Origin of the sequence: Aquabacterium sp., from assembly GCF_036279675.1 — a bacterium.
In the GTDB taxonomy this organism is placed as follows: Bacteria; Pseudomonadota; Gammaproteobacteria; order Burkholderiales; family Burkholderiaceae_C; genus Aquabacterium.
The window spans coordinates 1-13,887 of the sequence record NZ_DASUIS010000061.1 but is presented as its reverse complement, the minus strand read 5'-3'; the positions used below and the strand labels follow the sequence as shown (position 1 = coordinate 13,887).

12 protein-coding genes are annotated in these 13,887 nt (G+C 62.4%); 5 read left to right on the top strand and 7 right to left on the bottom strand.

The features are described from left to right. Nucleotides 1-89: 89 nt before the first annotated feature. Together VFW93_RS07405 and VFW93_RS07400 are read right to left on the bottom strand one after the other, a co-directional pair. Nucleotides 90-2,042 carry a DUF4105 domain-containing protein gene (locus tag VFW93_RS07405; protein WP_329693351.1) on the bottom strand — a complete coding sequence of 651 codons (1,953 nt, stop codon included), beginning with the start codon at nucleotides 2,040-2,042 and terminating at the stop codon, nucleotides 90-92. Between the two features lie 115 nt (nucleotides 2,043-2,157). After that, nucleotides 2,158-2,631, bottom strand: coding sequence for a DUF3015 family protein (locus VFW93_RS07400; RefSeq protein ID WP_329693350.1), 474 nt, complete (start codon nucleotides 2,629-2,631; stop codon nucleotides 2,158-2,160). Between the two features lie 261 nt (nucleotides 2,632-2,892). Here VFW93_RS07400 and VFW93_RS07395 point away from each other — a divergent pair, with 261 nt between their 5' ends. Then, nucleotides 2,893-3,444, top strand: coding sequence for an outer membrane beta-barrel protein (locus VFW93_RS07395; RefSeq protein WP_329693349.1), 552 nt, complete (start codon nucleotides 2,893-2,895; stop codon nucleotides 3,442-3,444). A 10-nt stretch (nucleotides 3,445-3,454) separates the two neighbouring features. Here the strand turns inward: VFW93_RS07395 and VFW93_RS07390 are convergent, their stop codons facing one another. The 3 genes from VFW93_RS07390 to VFW93_RS07380 all read right to left on the bottom strand — a co-directional run bounded on the left by VFW93_RS07390 (nucleotide 3,455) and on the right by VFW93_RS07380 (nucleotide 8,251). Beyond that, nucleotides 3,455-5,263, bottom strand: a complete 1,809-nt coding sequence (locus VFW93_RS07390; RefSeq protein ID WP_329693348.1) for a DUF4105 domain-containing protein — start codon at nucleotides 5,261-5,263, stop codon at nucleotides 3,455-3,457. A gap of 62 nt (nucleotides 5,264-5,325) precedes the next feature. After that, nucleotides 5,326-5,691, bottom strand: coding sequence for a hypothetical protein (locus VFW93_RS07385; protein WP_329693347.1), 366 nt, complete (start codon nucleotides 5,689-5,691; stop codon nucleotides 5,326-5,328). Between the two features lie 364 nt (nucleotides 5,692-6,055). Beyond that, nucleotides 6,056-8,251, bottom strand: coding sequence for a malate synthase G (locus VFW93_RS07380; RefSeq protein ID WP_329693346.1), 2,196 nt, complete (start codon nucleotides 8,249-8,251; stop codon nucleotides 6,056-6,058). Between the two features lie 308 nt (nucleotides 8,252-8,559). On the opposite strand from VFW93_RS07380, the gene VFW93_RS07375 reads away from it, so the two are divergent. Both VFW93_RS07375 and VFW93_RS07370 read left to right on the top strand, forming a co-directional pair. Further along, entirely contained in the window at nucleotides 8,560-9,483 is a 924-nt protein-coding gene (locus tag VFW93_RS07375; protein WP_329693345.1) for a LysR family transcriptional regulator, read from the top strand. Nucleotides 9,484-9,490: 7 nt separating this feature from the next. Beyond that, nucleotides 9,491-9,946, top strand: coding sequence for a DUF2214 family protein (locus tag VFW93_RS07370; protein WP_329693344.1), 456 nt, complete (start codon nucleotides 9,491-9,493; stop codon nucleotides 9,944-9,946). A gap of 90 nt (nucleotides 9,947-10,036) precedes the next feature. On the opposite strand, the gene VFW93_RS07365 is transcribed toward VFW93_RS07370, so the two are convergent. Next, nucleotides 10,037-10,318: a hypothetical protein gene (locus VFW93_RS07365; RefSeq protein WP_329693343.1), complete on the bottom strand. Its 282-nt coding sequence runs from the start codon at nucleotides 10,316-10,318 to the stop codon at nucleotides 10,037-10,039. A gap of 148 nt (nucleotides 10,319-10,466) precedes the next feature. Continuing rightward, nucleotides 10,467-11,804, bottom strand: a complete 1,338-nt coding sequence (locus VFW93_RS07360; RefSeq protein ID WP_329693342.1) for a serine/threonine-protein kinase — start codon at nucleotides 11,802-11,804, stop codon at nucleotides 10,467-10,469. Between the two features lie 281 nt (nucleotides 11,805-12,085). Here VFW93_RS07360 and VFW93_RS07355 point away from each other — a divergent pair, with 281 nt between their 5' ends. Both VFW93_RS07355 and argS read left to right on the top strand, forming a co-directional pair. Next, entirely contained in the window at nucleotides 12,086-12,979 is an 894-nt protein-coding gene (locus VFW93_RS07355; RefSeq protein WP_329693341.1) for a metal-dependent hydrolase, read from the top strand. 44 nt (nucleotides 12,980-13,023) lie between these two features. Next, nucleotides 13,024-13,887: arginine--tRNA ligase (argS, locus tag VFW93_RS07350; RefSeq protein ID WP_329693340.1), on the top strand; the 864-nt coding region annotated here is incomplete at its 3' end.

Sequence of the window (13,887 nt, the reverse complement as noted above, 5' to 3'; positions counted from 1 at the left end):
GGTGCTGCGATCCGCCAATTATCGGGTGCACTGCCCGCTGCGAATCCCCGCCAGACCGGGTCTCTACGCGACAGCCCGCGCTGGTGCTGTCACCAATAGCGCTGCAGCCCAGCCGTGCATTCCTGGTTGACCGGCATGCCCGATCGCTGGCTGGTGGCGCAGCGGCCGTGGAGGTTCCATTGCTTGCTCAGGCTGTAGCGAGTCTGGAGCAACAGGCCAGCTTCTTTGGGCTGGTGATCCAGGTAGGCTCGCTGGAACACCTCCAGCTGCAGGCGCCATGCTGGCGACACATCCGCCAGCAAACCGGCCGCCAGGCCCGTGCCAACGGCCCAGGGTTGCCGCGGCAGGCTGCGGTCCCAACGGGCCTGGTTGTCCAGGAAAACATAGCCCATCAGGTTCTCGTGTGCCGTGAGCTCGTAGGCCAGGCCTGGTCCGCCGTTGAGGTTGATGCCCAGGGGGCGGGAGCCGTCAGCGCGCGCGTTGTCGGCACGTTCCAGCCCGATGTGCACACGCCATGACTTGGCCGACAGCAAGGGCTCCCGCGCGCTCAGCGAGGTGATCTCCACCGGGATCAGCTTTTCCAGTTGCAGGTGACCATCCGAGGTCTTGCCCAGCATCAGGCTGAAGAACTGGATGGCCGCGCCGCGCTGATAGCCAGGCTCCGGGTCCAGCAGCTCGTGGTACGCAGGCTTGGCCTGAATCAGCACCACGCCGTGGCCGTTGCGCTGGCCGACCATGATGTCCGTACGCGCGGTGTTGTGCCCTTGTGTGGGATCGGTCGATGGCGTGGGCACCGTCAGTGGGTCGCCGGCGGGCAAGGCGGCGCGGGCCGTCAGCAAGGCCATGCGCTCACGTTGTGTGGCGGCTTCCGTGCTGTCCTTGCGTGTGGCTTCGAACGAGGTCAGTCGCTCGGCTGTTTCCAGCATCAAGGCGCGTCGATCTGCCGAGGGCTCGTGCCGCATCAGCTCTGCGGGGGGCAGCTGACCTTGGCTCAGCTGTTGCGCCAGCCCGGCGCCCTGTGGGCCCAGCAGATTGGCACGGTATCGCAGTTCAGTGCTGTTGGAGGGGCGGTAGCGGATGGCCTTGAGCAGGCCGGGCGTATCGGTCACCGCCTTGACCGTGTCCAGCGGGATCGCCCACCAGGTGAAGCGATCCGTCAGCCCCAGTTCAGGGCGCGCGGCATCCAGCAGCGACAGCAGGTGATACGAGCAGTTTTCGTCGAAGAAGTAATAGTCGAAACGTGTGGGGCCCAGCTCCCAGGTGTGGGCCAGCAGGCGGTCGATCTCCTTGGGGGTGAGGGCGAGTTCGTACTCCCAGATGTCGCGGTTCTCCAGGTCGTTGTATTCGCGGATGCGCAGGTAGTAGGGCGCGTTGGTGAACTGGCCGGCATACAAGCCCGTCAGCCCCTTCAAGGCGTAGGCGATGCCTTCGTTTTCGTTGCCGTTGGCTGCGTAGTTGACCGCATAGGACAGCAAGGGCGAACGGTTCTGACCGGCCGCAGGTTGTGGGTCCAGCCGCAGGAAGGTGTGCCCGTACATCGAAGCCGGGCTGTTGAGGTAGGCCGATGGGAAGATCAGCGTGACCTTGTCTGCCTGAATGCCTTCTCGCCATTGGCGATAGCGCGGGCAGTCTGGCGGCGGCAGCTGTTGCGGATCGAAGCCCAGCTCTTCCTGCAGCCATTGATAGCGTGCAATGAAGCGGCAGGCTGCAGGTTGATCCAGGGCGTGGCGTACCGTGGGGTCGAAGAAGGCCGCCAGTGTGGCGTCCAGCTCCTGCTCGGGGGCATGTGCACCATCAGGCGCCAGAAAGAAGTCGCGGTCATCGGCCAGGCTGCGATCCTGACGCGTGAGGGGCTGAACACGGTAGTGCAGCAGGGTGCGCCACATCGGGCTGTCAGCCAGATGCCGATGGCGTGCTGCTTGTTGCAAGGTCCGGATGTAGTCCTGCTGTGTGGCAACGGGGGCGGCCGTTGACCAGCTCGACGCCAGCACCAGCGCCAGCGCGCCAAGGCCCATGACCAGGGATCGAATTCTCACAAACATGTCCAACCTGAATGAGACATGCCCAGCCGGGGCTGGGCATGAAGTGACTGCGCACGGTGTGGCAGCCCGCGATGTCGTCAAGAGGCCCTTGAACGAGGTTCAGGGCCTCCTGGCATCAGATGACGGCGGCGTAGCCAGCCAGTTGCTCGTTGGCAGCCAGCACAGCCTTCAGGTTGGCGGCGATCTGGTCGTTGGCAAACACGGTGGCGAAGTTGGCCTTGATGGTCGAGGCGAACAGGGCGCGGTCGGCTTCCTTCACGCCCATCACATCGGCCAGCACGCTCAGGCTTTCGCCTTGGCCTGCGGCGGCATCACGGGCCAGGGCCACGCGGTTGCCGTCGATGTACATGGCGGTCTTCCAGCTGGAGGACACGACGCCGTCTTGCGTACAGCCCGAGGTACCGAAGGAGATACCGAAGGTCTGGTTGCCCGATGTGCCGTTGGTGGTGACAGCCAGAACCTGAGGCACCACGCCCGACTTGCCTTCAAACAGCTTGGAACCCCAGCCGCAGCTACCGATGTTGTTCTGGGCGGCCATGGAGGAGGATGCAGCCAGGGTGACCAAAGCTGCGATGACGATCTTCTTCATGAGTAACTCCTAGTTTCGTTTCAGTGAATCGTGGGGGAGGAGCGTTCGCCCTTCCGAAAACCATTGTAGGCGCGGGTTTTGGGCGGGCTTTCCACCTTAGGTGGGACAAGGTGACGTGAATTGATGCGCGCAGAAACAATCATCCACAGTCTTTACCTGAATGTGATTCGAATGATCCCTGCTTCAGGGGGGCGCGTGCCGACAGCTGGCGTGCAAGATGCGCGCTTGATTTTCGAACCTCGTTTACCGGAGCTGATTCACATGAAGCACATTCTCACTGGCGCCCTGGCCCTGGCCGTGTCGGCCTCTGCCCTGGCTGAAAACTACATCGGCGCCACCATCGGCTCCAGCCACATCGACATCGACTGCAGCTTGTCCACGGCTTGTGAAAGCAGCGATACCGGCTTCAAGCTCTACGGTGGCTTTGATGTATCGCGCCACGCCTCGGTGCCAGGGCTGGCGCTGGAGGTGGGTTACATCGATTTCGGCACCGCACGCACCTCCATTGGCCCCATCACGACACGCACCATCGACGTGTCGGCACTGACCTTTGCTGCAGCCATGCGCGTGCACTTCACGCCCGCCTTCAGTGGCGTGGGCCGACTCGGCCTGGCCTACGTGGATGGCAAGACCAGCACGCCCGTGAGCTCGAAGTCATCCTCTAACCTGAAGTTGCTTGGCGGCCTTGGGCTGGAGTACAGCTTGAACAAGCAGTTCAAGATCGTGGGTGCAGCAGACTTCACCACCTATGACTCTGGCGCCGATACCGGCTCTGCGCACCTCATCAGCGTGGGCGCGCAGTACGGCTTCTGATTCAGACTGATCAGAACAAGCGTTTGAAGCTCAGGTCGACACGGTTGACCGTCTGACCTGAGCGCCTCGTGCGCAGGGCTTCCAGCGTCACGGTGTTCTGCCGATCCAGGTATTTGGATTGGGTGAAGCGCATTTCCGTGGCTGCGCCTGATTGACCCAAGGGGCGCGTGGTCTGGCTGATGGAGATGATCGACTTCATGTTGTAGACCTCCCGGATCAGTATGCCCGCCGTCGGCTTCGCGTACAGATAGCCGCGCTGGTGATAGCCCCAGCCGCCGCCCATCAGTACGAAGGCGTCAACGTCTCGCGCAGGGCGCCAGCTTGCCCCCAGATTGCCTTCCAGCAAGAAGGCCATGCCATCCTTCATGGTGGGGCTCATCTGGCGTTCGAAGCCGATGTTCACGCCACCTGAGATGCCCCCGGTCATCGGGTCTCTAGGTAGAAGCGATTGCGTTGAGTAGATCGTCAGATGGTCCAGTGATACTTTGCCCCGCTGTGGGTCAAGCAACAGCACGGTGTCGAACAGCTTGAGTTCGGTTTCGCTGTTGGACTGACTGTTGTCGTCTGCCATCGTGTGAGAGACCGGCAGCAAGCCCAGCTTCAGTTTGTCGGTGCCCGACTGATGTCGCCAACCTACGCTGACTTGTTTGTCGCGTGGCGACTGTGTCGGATTCTTGTTCTGAACGGCTTGCAGTTCCAGTCCAGGGTATTGTTGTTGAATCAAGTGCTTGAGTTGCCTGTCGATGCCCTGCCAGGCAGCTGATGTAATGCGTTGCTGGTCATACAGGTAGGTGTTGTACGCTCGGCCGAGCTCCAGCGTCATGAAGCCTTCATTCGGGTCTGCGCTCATCGACTGAGCAAGGCTGGATGGCTCACCTGATTCAATGGCGAGCTGAACCAGTCGTGCTTGTGACGTCGGCAGCTCATCTTCCAGATTGCGCACGATCCATCGTGATGGGGTCTTTACTGTCGCATTGGCGATCATGCCGGTGTCGTGTGCACGGCTGACGACGAACTTCGGTGTGGTCCACCAGTCGGCGTCGTTCAATATGGCTGGCTCGCCGATGGCCAACACGTGTTTCACCAGGGTGGCGCAGTTGTAGCTCTGGAAGAAATATGTGATGTCTGCCTGTCGCAGTTCATGCAGGTGGTGCAGCAGCAGCGTGCGATCTTGCTGGTTGAGTTTCAGCTCGTATTCCCACAGTGTTCTTTGCTCGCTGATGACGTAGGTATTGATTTCGTCCTGGTAGGGCGTCAGGGTGAAATAGCCCTTCTTGCCCGTGACCATGCTGTCGTAAAAGAGCTTGGGAATATTGGCAGTGCCGGCATCGGTGAAGAACGACAGTGCGTGTTCAACCTTGTTGCCTGCCTGGTTGATGCCGGTCGTCTTGAGGAACAGGTGCCCCATCATGCTTGATGGTTGGCTCAGGTTCTCCGACGCAAAGATCAGTGCAATGCTGTCTGCCGGCGCACGCGCCAGCATCTCGCTGAGGTCCGTGCAATGCGCCAGCGACAAGGCAGGCAGGCCCGCTGTCGTGTGCAGCCAGGTGTAGCGCGCCGGAAACTGGCAGACCGCCTTGGCTGACTGTGGGCCATACAGATAGGCCACGGTATCGAGCAATTCCTGGCGAACGGAAAAGTGATTCAGCGACAGGATGAAATTCGGATCGCGTATGCGCGCCTGTCCGTCGCTGATGTGCAGCATGGCCGCCCAACGAGGCGATTGATCCAGTTGCTGGCGTAGAACCTGGTGCTGCAGTTCCGCCACGCCGGGATGGCCTTCGGCATGGGCCGGGCTCATGCCAGCAAAAAGGAGCACGCAGCTGGCAATGAGCCAAAAAAAAGCGGCCGTGAAGCCGCTTTCAAGATGCTTGAAAAGCATTACTGACCGCAGGAAACCACCACGTTGTCAGCGTACTTCCACATTTTTTCAGTGGCGTAGTCGGTGGTCGAACCGAAAGCGCCGCCGCTCAGGATGTTGATGAAGAACTTGGGGTCAACCGAGTTTTCCACAACGGTCTGCTTGGCGCAGCCAGGGGTCTCGACAGCCACGATCTTGGCAGCCTTGGCACGAGTCACGCTCACCACGCCTGGGCCGGTGAAAGGCACGCCGTCAACGGTACCTTGCAGGGGCTTGCCGTTGGACGAGGACACGTTGATTTGTTGGGTCTTCTCGTTGAGGATGGAAGCGCAACCGGTCATCAGCAGGACCGAACCCATCACAGTGGCCATAGCCAGCTTTTTCATAACAATTCCTAACTAGTTAGTTGGCAAAAAATGAACAACGCTCATATCCCAGCACATGGCCGGCCACGTGCTGTCGTCTGGATGGGTGTTGGAGTGCGCTGGTCGAGTGCCAGCGCGCAACGCATTGCAATGGGATTGCAACAAATCGTGCGACCTAGATGGCCGTTCTTGTTATCCGCCTCCCCTACTCCACGGATTTTGATCGTCGCCAACATTTTACGGGCTCACAAGTGATCGCCAATAAGGAAAGACGCGACACCGATGGTTACTGTTGTAGCAGCCTGACTGATTTCAGAAATCTTTAAGCAACATCAAAAAAAAGAGCACCGCCAGGGTGCTCTTTCCATGTACCGCAAGAGGCCGATCAGGCTTGAGCCTTGACCTTCAAACGCCATGCGTGCAACAGCGGCTCGGTGTAGCCGGAAGGTTGTTCCTTGCCCTTGAACACCAGGTCCAGCGCAGCCTGGAAGGCGGCACCGTTGGGGTTGGCCACCAGCGACTTGTACGCGGCATCGCCAGCGTTTTGCTGGTCCACCACGGCAGCCATGCGGCTGAAGGTTTCGCGCACCTGGGCTTCGGTCACCACGCCATGGTGCAGCCAGTTGGCCACGTGCTGGCTGGAGATACGCAGCGTGGCGCGGTCTTCCATCAGGCCGATGTTGTGGATGTCAGGCACCTTGGAGCAGCCCACGCCCTGGTCGATCCAGCGAACCACATAACCCAGGATGCCCTGGATGTTGTTGTCCAGCTCTTGCTGCTTGTCGGCGGCAGACCAGTTGGTGTCGGCGGCCACGGGGATGGTCAGCAGCTTGTCCATCAGGCTTTGTGCGTCTTCGCCCGACTTCTCGATCTCGATCTGCACCGCAGCCACATTCACCTGGTGGTAGTGGATGGCGTGCAGCGTGGCGGCGGTCGGCGAAGGTGTCCAGGCGGTGTTGGCGCCAGCCTTGGGGTGACCGATCTTCTGCTTGAGCATTTCGGCCATCAGGTCAGGCATGGCCCACATGCCCTTGCCGATCTGGGCGCGGCCACGCAGGCCACATTGCAGACCGATCAGCACGTTGCGACGCTCGTAAGCGGCGATCCAGTCGCTGCCCTTGATGTCGCCCTTGCGCATCATCGGACCGGCCAGCATGGCGGTGTGCATTTCGTCGCCGGTGCGGTCCAGGAAGCCGGTGTTGATGAAGGCGACGCGGCTTTGAGCGGCAGCGATACAGGCCTTCAGGTTGGCCGAGGTGCGGCGCTCTTCGTCCATGATGCCCAGCTTGACGGTGCTGTCAGGCAGGCCCAGCAGTTGCTCAACGCGGGTGAACAGCTCGGCAGCGAAAGCCACTTCGGCAGGGCCGTGCATCTTGGGCTTGACGATGTAGACCGAACCCTTGCGCGAGTTGTTGATGCTGGCGCCGTCGATCTTGCCGTGACCTTGCAGGTCGTGCATGGCGATGGTGGTGGTCACCACGGCGTCCATGATGCCTTCAGGGATCTCTTTGCCTTCAGTGCCCCACAGGATGGCCGGGTTGGTCATCAGGTGGCCCACGTTACGGACGAACATCAGCGAACGGCCGTGCAGTTTGACTTCGCCGCCATTGGCGCCGGTGTACACGCGGTCAGCATTGAGCTTGCGGGTGAAGGTCTTGCCGCCCTTGGCGACTTCTTCCGTCAGCGTGCCCAGTTGAATGCCCAGCCAGTTGCTGTAGCCCAGCACCTTGTCTTCGGCGTCCACGGCGGCCACGGAGTCTTCCAGGTCCAGGATGGTGGACAGGGCCGATTCCAGGATCAGGTCGGACACGCCAGCGGCGTCGGTCTTGCCGATCGGGGTGGTGGCGTCGATCTGGATGTCGATATGCAGGCCGTTGTTGACCAGCAGCACGCTCTTGGGTGCTGCTGCATCACCCTGGAAGCCCACGAATTGAGCAGGGTTCTGCAGGCCCGTGGTCTTGCCACCAGCCAGGCTCACGACCAGCTTGCCGCCTTCTACGCGATAGCCGGTGGATTCCTTGTGCGAAGCGCCTTCCAGCGGAGCCGATTGGTCCAGGAAGTTGCGTGCAAAGGCGATCACCTTGGCGCCGCGCACGGGGTTGTAGCCCTTGCCCTTTTCTGCGCCGTCGGTTTCGGGGATGGCATCGGTGCCATACAGGGCGTCGTACAGGCTGCCCCAACGTGCGTTGGCGGCGTTCAGCGCGTAGCGGGCGTTCAGGATGGGCACGACCAGCTGAGGGCCGGCTTGCGTGGCCAGTTCGGCGTCCACGTTCGAGGTGGTCACCTTGGTGTCGGCAGGCACGGGCACCACGTAGCCGATCTTTTCGAGGTGGGCGCGATAGGCGGCCATGTCCTTGATCGGGCCGGGGTTGGCGGTGTGCCAGGCGTCCATTTCAGTCTGGATGCGGTCGCGCTCGGCCAGCAGGGCGGCGTTCTTGGGGGCCAGGTCCTTGACGATCGCGTCGAAACCGGCCCAGAACTTGGCGCTGTCAACGCCCGTGCCCGGCAGCACTTTGTCTTCGATGAAACGGAACAGTTCGGTCGCGACTTGCAAGCCGTGAACGGTGGTGCGTGCGGTCATGGGAAACCTCGTCAGGAAAAGGGATGAACAGTAGATAGGAAACGGCGCCAAAGCGCCAGTGCATGCCAGCACGCACTGGGCCAGATTCAGGCCCGTTTTCAGTGCCGGCAGTTTATTCGATACTTGTCGGAACATTAACAACCTGAAAATACATTGATTCGTGACTTTTATGCATGAATCGACCTCAGACGGTGTGGGGAACGGGCCAACAGGGTTGCCCCCGGATTGTGTTGTGGGCATGACCTGATCAACATGCAGCGTTCAGTCGTGGCCAGCCTGGGTCGCTTACAGGCAACGGGTGAGGAACCATGGATCGACTCAAGCAGATCGAATCCTTCGTGGCGGTGTCCACGAAGGGCAGCCTGACGGCCGCAGCCACTGCCGAGGGCGTGGCGCCAGCTGTCATCGGCCGCCGCATTGACGCATTGGAAGAGCGCCTGGGCGTCAAGCTCCTGGTGCGCACCACGCGCCGCATCAGCCTCACGCACGAGGGCAGCGCTTTCCTGGAAGACGCGCAGCGCCTGCTGGTTGATCTGGCCAATGCCGAGGCCAGCGTCAGCGCGGGCGGGCTGCAGGCCAGCGGGCATTTGCGCATCACGGCGCCAGCTGGGTTCGGGCGGCGGCACGTGGCACCCCTGGTGCCGCGCTTTGTAGGGCAGCACCCGGAGGTGTCGCTCTCCCTGAACCTGTCCGATCGCCTGGTGGATCTGGTCAACGAGGGCTTCGACTGCGCCGTGCGGGTGGGCGATCTGCCGGATTCCAGCCTGGTGAGCGTGCGCCTGGCCGACAACCGTCGCCTGTGTGTGGCCAGCCCGGCCTATCTGCAAAGGCGCGGTCGCCCCACCCGCCCTGAAGACATTACTCGCCACGACTGCCTTACCTTGAGCTCGGAGGCCAGCCAGACACGCGGCTGGGCCTTCATGATCGATCACCAGCTCAGCCATGTGCGCCCACCCACGCGCCTGGATTGCTCGGACGGCCAGGTGCTGCACGCCTGGTGCCTGGAGGGGCTGGGCCTGGCCTGGCGCTCCTGGTGGGAGGTCGAGGCCGATGTGCGTGCAGGCCGCCTGGTCAGCGTGCTGGATGAATACGCGGCGCCGCCCAACGGCATCTACGCCGTTTTCGCGCAACGCAAGCATCTGCCGCTGCGCCTGCGTCTGTGGATCGACTTCATCAAAGAGGCCTACGGCGATCCGGCCTATTGGCAGGGCAGCACGTCTGCTCCGGCATGATGGGCGGATGCTGACCGAATCGCTCCTGGCTTACGCCCACTTCGTCGCCATCCTCAGTGTGGTGGTCTTCCTCTCCAGCGAGGCGGCGCTGTGCCGAGCCGAATGGCTCAATGCCGCTGTGGTGCGACGCCTGGCGCGTGTGGATGTGATCTACCTGTGCGCGGCGGTGGCCGTGCTGCTCACCGGCCTGGCCCGCACCTGGTGGGGCATGAAGGGGGCGGGGTGGTACTGGCATCAACCGCTGCTGCACCTCAAGCTCACGCTGTTCGTGGTGATCGGGCTGATCTCGCTCAAGCCGACGTTGAGCTTCATCCGCTGGCGCAAGGCGTTGGCGTCCACCGGGCAGCTCCCGTCGGAAGACGAGGTGCGTGGGGTGCGCAAGCTCATCATGCTGGAAGCGCACTTGCTGGTGCTGATTCCGCTGGCGGCCACGCTGCTGGCGCGGGGCGTCTGGGTGCGTTGAGCTGCGCCCCCATGAAAACAGGCCCCGCAGGGCCTGTTGATCGATCATCCGATGGGGCCGGGTGATCCTGCCATGCCCGAAGGCAGGCGATTACTTCGAGGCCGCCGGTGCTGCAGCGCCAGCGTCCTTTTCGCATTTCTTCATGAAGCTGGACTTGGCGGCACCAGCCAGGGCCTTGCCGTTCTTGTCCACGGCCTTGGCCGCGCAGGCTGCGCCACCTTCTTCTTTTTCGCACTTCTTCATGAAGCTGGACTTGGCAGCACCGGCCAGGGCCTTGCCATTCTTGTCAACGGCCTTGGCTTCGCAAGCGGGGCCGGCGTGAGCCAGTGTGGACAACAGAGCCAGGGAAACGGAAGCAATCAGAGCGCGCATGTCAGAACTCCAGATGGTTGGTTTGGTAGGCGGGCCTGGCAAGTTGCGGCCGCGTCTTGACCTTCAACGCGCGAGTTCAGATCCAGGATGACGCGCCACATGCTGCATTTGCGGACATTTGCCCATCCGCCGCACGCGGCAGGGGTGATCACATGATGCGTCGCGGGTGAGCCAGGGCTTCGTGGGCGGCATGCAGTCGCCGCACCAGCACGCGGATGAAGGCTTCGTCAAACAGGTGTCGGCAAGCCGGGCTCAGCTGCTGCATGGCCTCCGGTGTGAACGAAATTGTGGTGGTCGGCTCCGTCACCACCACATCGGTGCTGTGGCGGCGCAGTTCGGGGCTGGGGGCCAGGTAGGCCATCTCGCCCACCGAGGTGCCCGCACCCAGCAGTGCCACGCGCTTGGCGTTGCGATACACCTCGACGCTGCCTTGCGCAATGATGTGGAAGGTGCGGCCCTCTTCGCCGCGCCGATACAGCGCATGGCCGAACGAGAAGCGTTGCCACTTGGCACGGTGCACCACTTCCCACAGCTCCACATCGCCAAAGGTCGAGAAGAAATCCAGCGAGCGCAGCAGGTTGAACCGCTCCGAGTCCAGCACGCCTTGCAGGTGCCCGCGTGGCACCTTGTGCTCGGTGATCAGGCCAGACAGGGCTTGTGCGAACTCGTCCCAGTTGGCGTAGCGGTCCTTCGGGTCCTTGGCCAGCGCCTTGAGGATCACGCAGTCCACCGCTGCATCCACACCCGAACGCATGCCGGCCAGCGGCGGCGCGTCCTGGTTGTAGATCATGTTCATCAGCGCCGCTTGCGAAGGCGCGTCGAACGGCGGCTTGCCGGCCACCAGGTGGTACAGCACGGCGCCCAGGCCGTAGATGTCGGCGCGGCAGTCCAGCACCTGGCCGTCGATCTGCTCTGGCGACATATAGGCCAGCGAGCCCACCTGGTGCACCTGCGTGCAATCGGCCGTCATGTTCAGCACGCTGCCGAAGTCCGTGATCTTCACGTCCGTGACCACGCCTTGCGCGTTGGTGATGGCCAGGATGTTGGCCGGCTTCACGTCACGGTGGATCAGGCCCTGGCGGTACACATAGCCCAGCGCCATCGCGCACTTGAAGCCGATTTCAACGATCAGCTCCAGCGGCAGCAGTTGGTCCGGGCGGCAGTAGGTGCGCAGCGTCGTGCCCGGCACATACTCCATCACCACATAGGGCGAGGTCGGATCCGGTACCGCATCGAAGATCTGGATGACATTGGGGTGCTGCAGGCGCCCCACCAAGGCGGCCTCGGCGGCAAAGAAGCGCGCATAGACGGGGCCGTCCACCGCATCGCCCAGTGCGGCCGAGCGCACGCGCTTGATCGCCACGTCGCGCTCGTTGAAGTCGTCCCGGCACAGGAAGACCTCGCTGGTGGCGCCTTCGCCCAGTCGCTTGAGGATCCGGTACTTGCCGATCAGTCCGGTGTCGAGATCGATGTCGATGTCACCCATGGTGGCCCAATGTGTCGCGCCTTGGACCCTTCGCCGTCCATGGACGGCTCAGCCCTTTTGGCAGCCATGACGCCATGTTGGCACTGTGCGCCCATTGCCGCCCGCTGAAAAGACCCCTGCGAAGTGTGCAATTCGTCGCACTTTTGTCGCCAGATGGCACACGCCTCTGTCGCTCGCGATGCCTTGCTGTCGGCCAATAGCCTATCAGCGAGGGTGGCGTGCGTGGGATCGTGAGACCTTGCAGTCAATCCGCGTTTGACCAACCCTGCACCGGACTCGCCATGACCACACCCCATCAGAGACAAGCCCACAACCCGCAGATCATCCCGCGCGAGAAGCTCGACTTCCACCTGAACGACCAGGACATCCCGCGCTACTGGTGGGACAAGAGCGCCTTCAAGACGCGCTTTGCCGATGCCATGTCCACCACCTTCCCCGTGGGCGAGCGCTTTTTCATTTCCTGCGTGCGTGACTACCGTGAGCGCGTGACCGATCCCGCCCTGCAGCAGGAAATCAAGGACTTCATCCGTCAGGAAGGTCAGCACGGCATGGTGCACGACCTGTTCAACAGCCGCCTCAAGGAACAGGGCGTGGCCGTCGGTGCGCTGGAGCGCATCTACAAATACTGGCTGTTCGACTTCTTCCGCAAGTACGCCTCGCGCAAGCACACGCTGGCGTTTACGGCGGCGGCCGAGCACATGACGGCCATCATGGTCCACCTGCTGTTCGACACCCCCGAGATGATCGAGCAGGCCGATCCGCGTCTGGCGGGCATGTATGCCTGGCACGCCATGGAGGAGATGGAGCACAAGGCCGTGGCCTTCGACGTGATGCAGAAGGTCGCCAAGGTCGGCTACGGCATGCGCATCCTGGCCTTCATCGAAATCAGCGTGTTCTTCCCGCTGGCCACCTTCCTGGTCATGGATCACATGTTCAAGGTGGACGGCATGTCTCGCTGGCAGCGCGCCAAGGCCTGGACCAAGGGCCTGTGGTGGCTCTATGGCATCGGTGGCCTGTTCACCAAGCCATCGTTCCTGGGGCATTACCTGGCCTACCTCAAGCCCGGCTTCCACCCCTGGCAGGCGGGCGAGTTGGGTACGTACAAGCTGTGGCTGGCCGAGCTGGAGCGCAGCGGTGACCCCATCGCCGCCGGCCAGACCTTGCGGATGGCCTGAGCACGCTGCCGTATTCGCGTCTCAGGCCCCGTAGAATCGCGGGCATGATCCAAGCCAAGCGTGCCCTTCTTTCTGCACTGGGTGAAGCCCTGCGCCAGGTTGTGCCTGATGCCGCAGCCTCCTTCAACCCTGTTTTTGAAGCCCCCAAGCAGGCTGCCCACGGCGATCTGGCCGTGACGGCAGCCATGCAACTGGCCAAGCCCCTCAAAAAGAACCCTCGTGAACTGGCGACCGCCCTGGTCGATGCGCTCAACGCGCAAGCTGCCGTGCAGCAATGGGTGTCGGCCATCGAGATCGCCGGGCCGGGCTTCATCAACCTGCGCCTCAAGCCCGAAGCCAAGCAGTCCATCGTGACCGATGTGCTGGCCGATGGCGAGAAGTTCGGCTGGCAGCCGCCCACGGACAAGAAGGTCCTGGTCGAGTTTGTCTCGGCCAACCCCACGGGCCCGCTGCACGTGGGTCACGGCCGCCAGGGTGCGCTGGGCGATGCCTTGTGCAACCTGTTCGAAACGCAGGGCCAGCAGGTCACCCGCGAGTTCTATTACAACGACGCCGGCGTGCAGATCAGCACCCTGGCCTGGTCCACGCATGCGCGCATCAAAGGCCTCAAGCCCGGTGACGAGCACTGGCCCGAGTCCGCCTACAACGGCGACTACATCCAGGACATCGCCAACGACTTCCTGGCCAGGAAGACCGTCAAGGCCGACGACCGCGAATTCACCGCCTCGGGCGACCCTGAAGACATCGACGGCATCCGCCAGTTCGCCGTGGCCTATCTGCGCCACGAACAGGATCTGGACCTCAAGGCCTTCGACGTCCGCTTCGACAACTACTACCTCGAATCCAGCCTCTACACCTCGGGCCGGGTCGAGGCCGCGGTGCAAAAGCTGAAAGACGCTGGCAAGACC

Bases quoted from the DNA above. Each gene is read 5' to 3' on its own strand.
- VFW93_RS07405 (WP_329693351.1), bottom strand. From the start codon at position 2,042: ATGTTTGTGAGAATTCGATCCCTGGTCATGGGCCTTGGCGCGCTGGCG.
- VFW93_RS07400 (WP_329693350.1), bottom strand. From the start codon at position 2,631: ATGAAGAAGATCGTCATCGCAGCTTTGGTCACCCTGGCTGCATCCTCC.
- VFW93_RS07395 (WP_329693349.1), top strand. From the start codon at position 2,893: ATGAAGCACATTCTCACTGGCGCCCTGGCCCTGGCCGTGTCGGCCTCT.
- VFW93_RS07385 (WP_329693347.1), bottom strand. From the start codon at position 5,691: ATGAAAAAGCTGGCTATGGCCACTGTGATGGGTTCGGTCCTGCTGATG.
- VFW93_RS07380 (WP_329693346.1), bottom strand. From the start codon at position 8,251: ATGACCGCACGCACCACCGTTCACGGCTTGCAAGTCGCGACCGAACTG.
- VFW93_RS07375 (WP_329693345.1), top strand. From the start codon at position 8,560: ATGGATCGACTCAAGCAGATCGAATCCTTCGTGGCGGTGTCCACGAAG.
- VFW93_RS07370 (WP_329693344.1), top strand. From the start codon at position 9,491: ATGCTGACCGAATCGCTCCTGGCTTACGCCCACTTCGTCGCCATCCTC.
- VFW93_RS07365 (WP_329693343.1), bottom strand. From the start codon at position 10,318: ATGCGCGCTCTGATTGCTTCCGTTTCCCTGGCTCTGTTGTCCACACTG.
- VFW93_RS07360 (WP_329693342.1), bottom strand. From the start codon at position 11,804: ATGGGTGACATCGACATCGATCTCGACACCGGACTGATCGGCAAGTAC.
- VFW93_RS07355 (WP_329693341.1), top strand. From the start codon at position 12,086: ATGACCACACCCCATCAGAGACAAGCCCACAACCCGCAGATCATCCCG.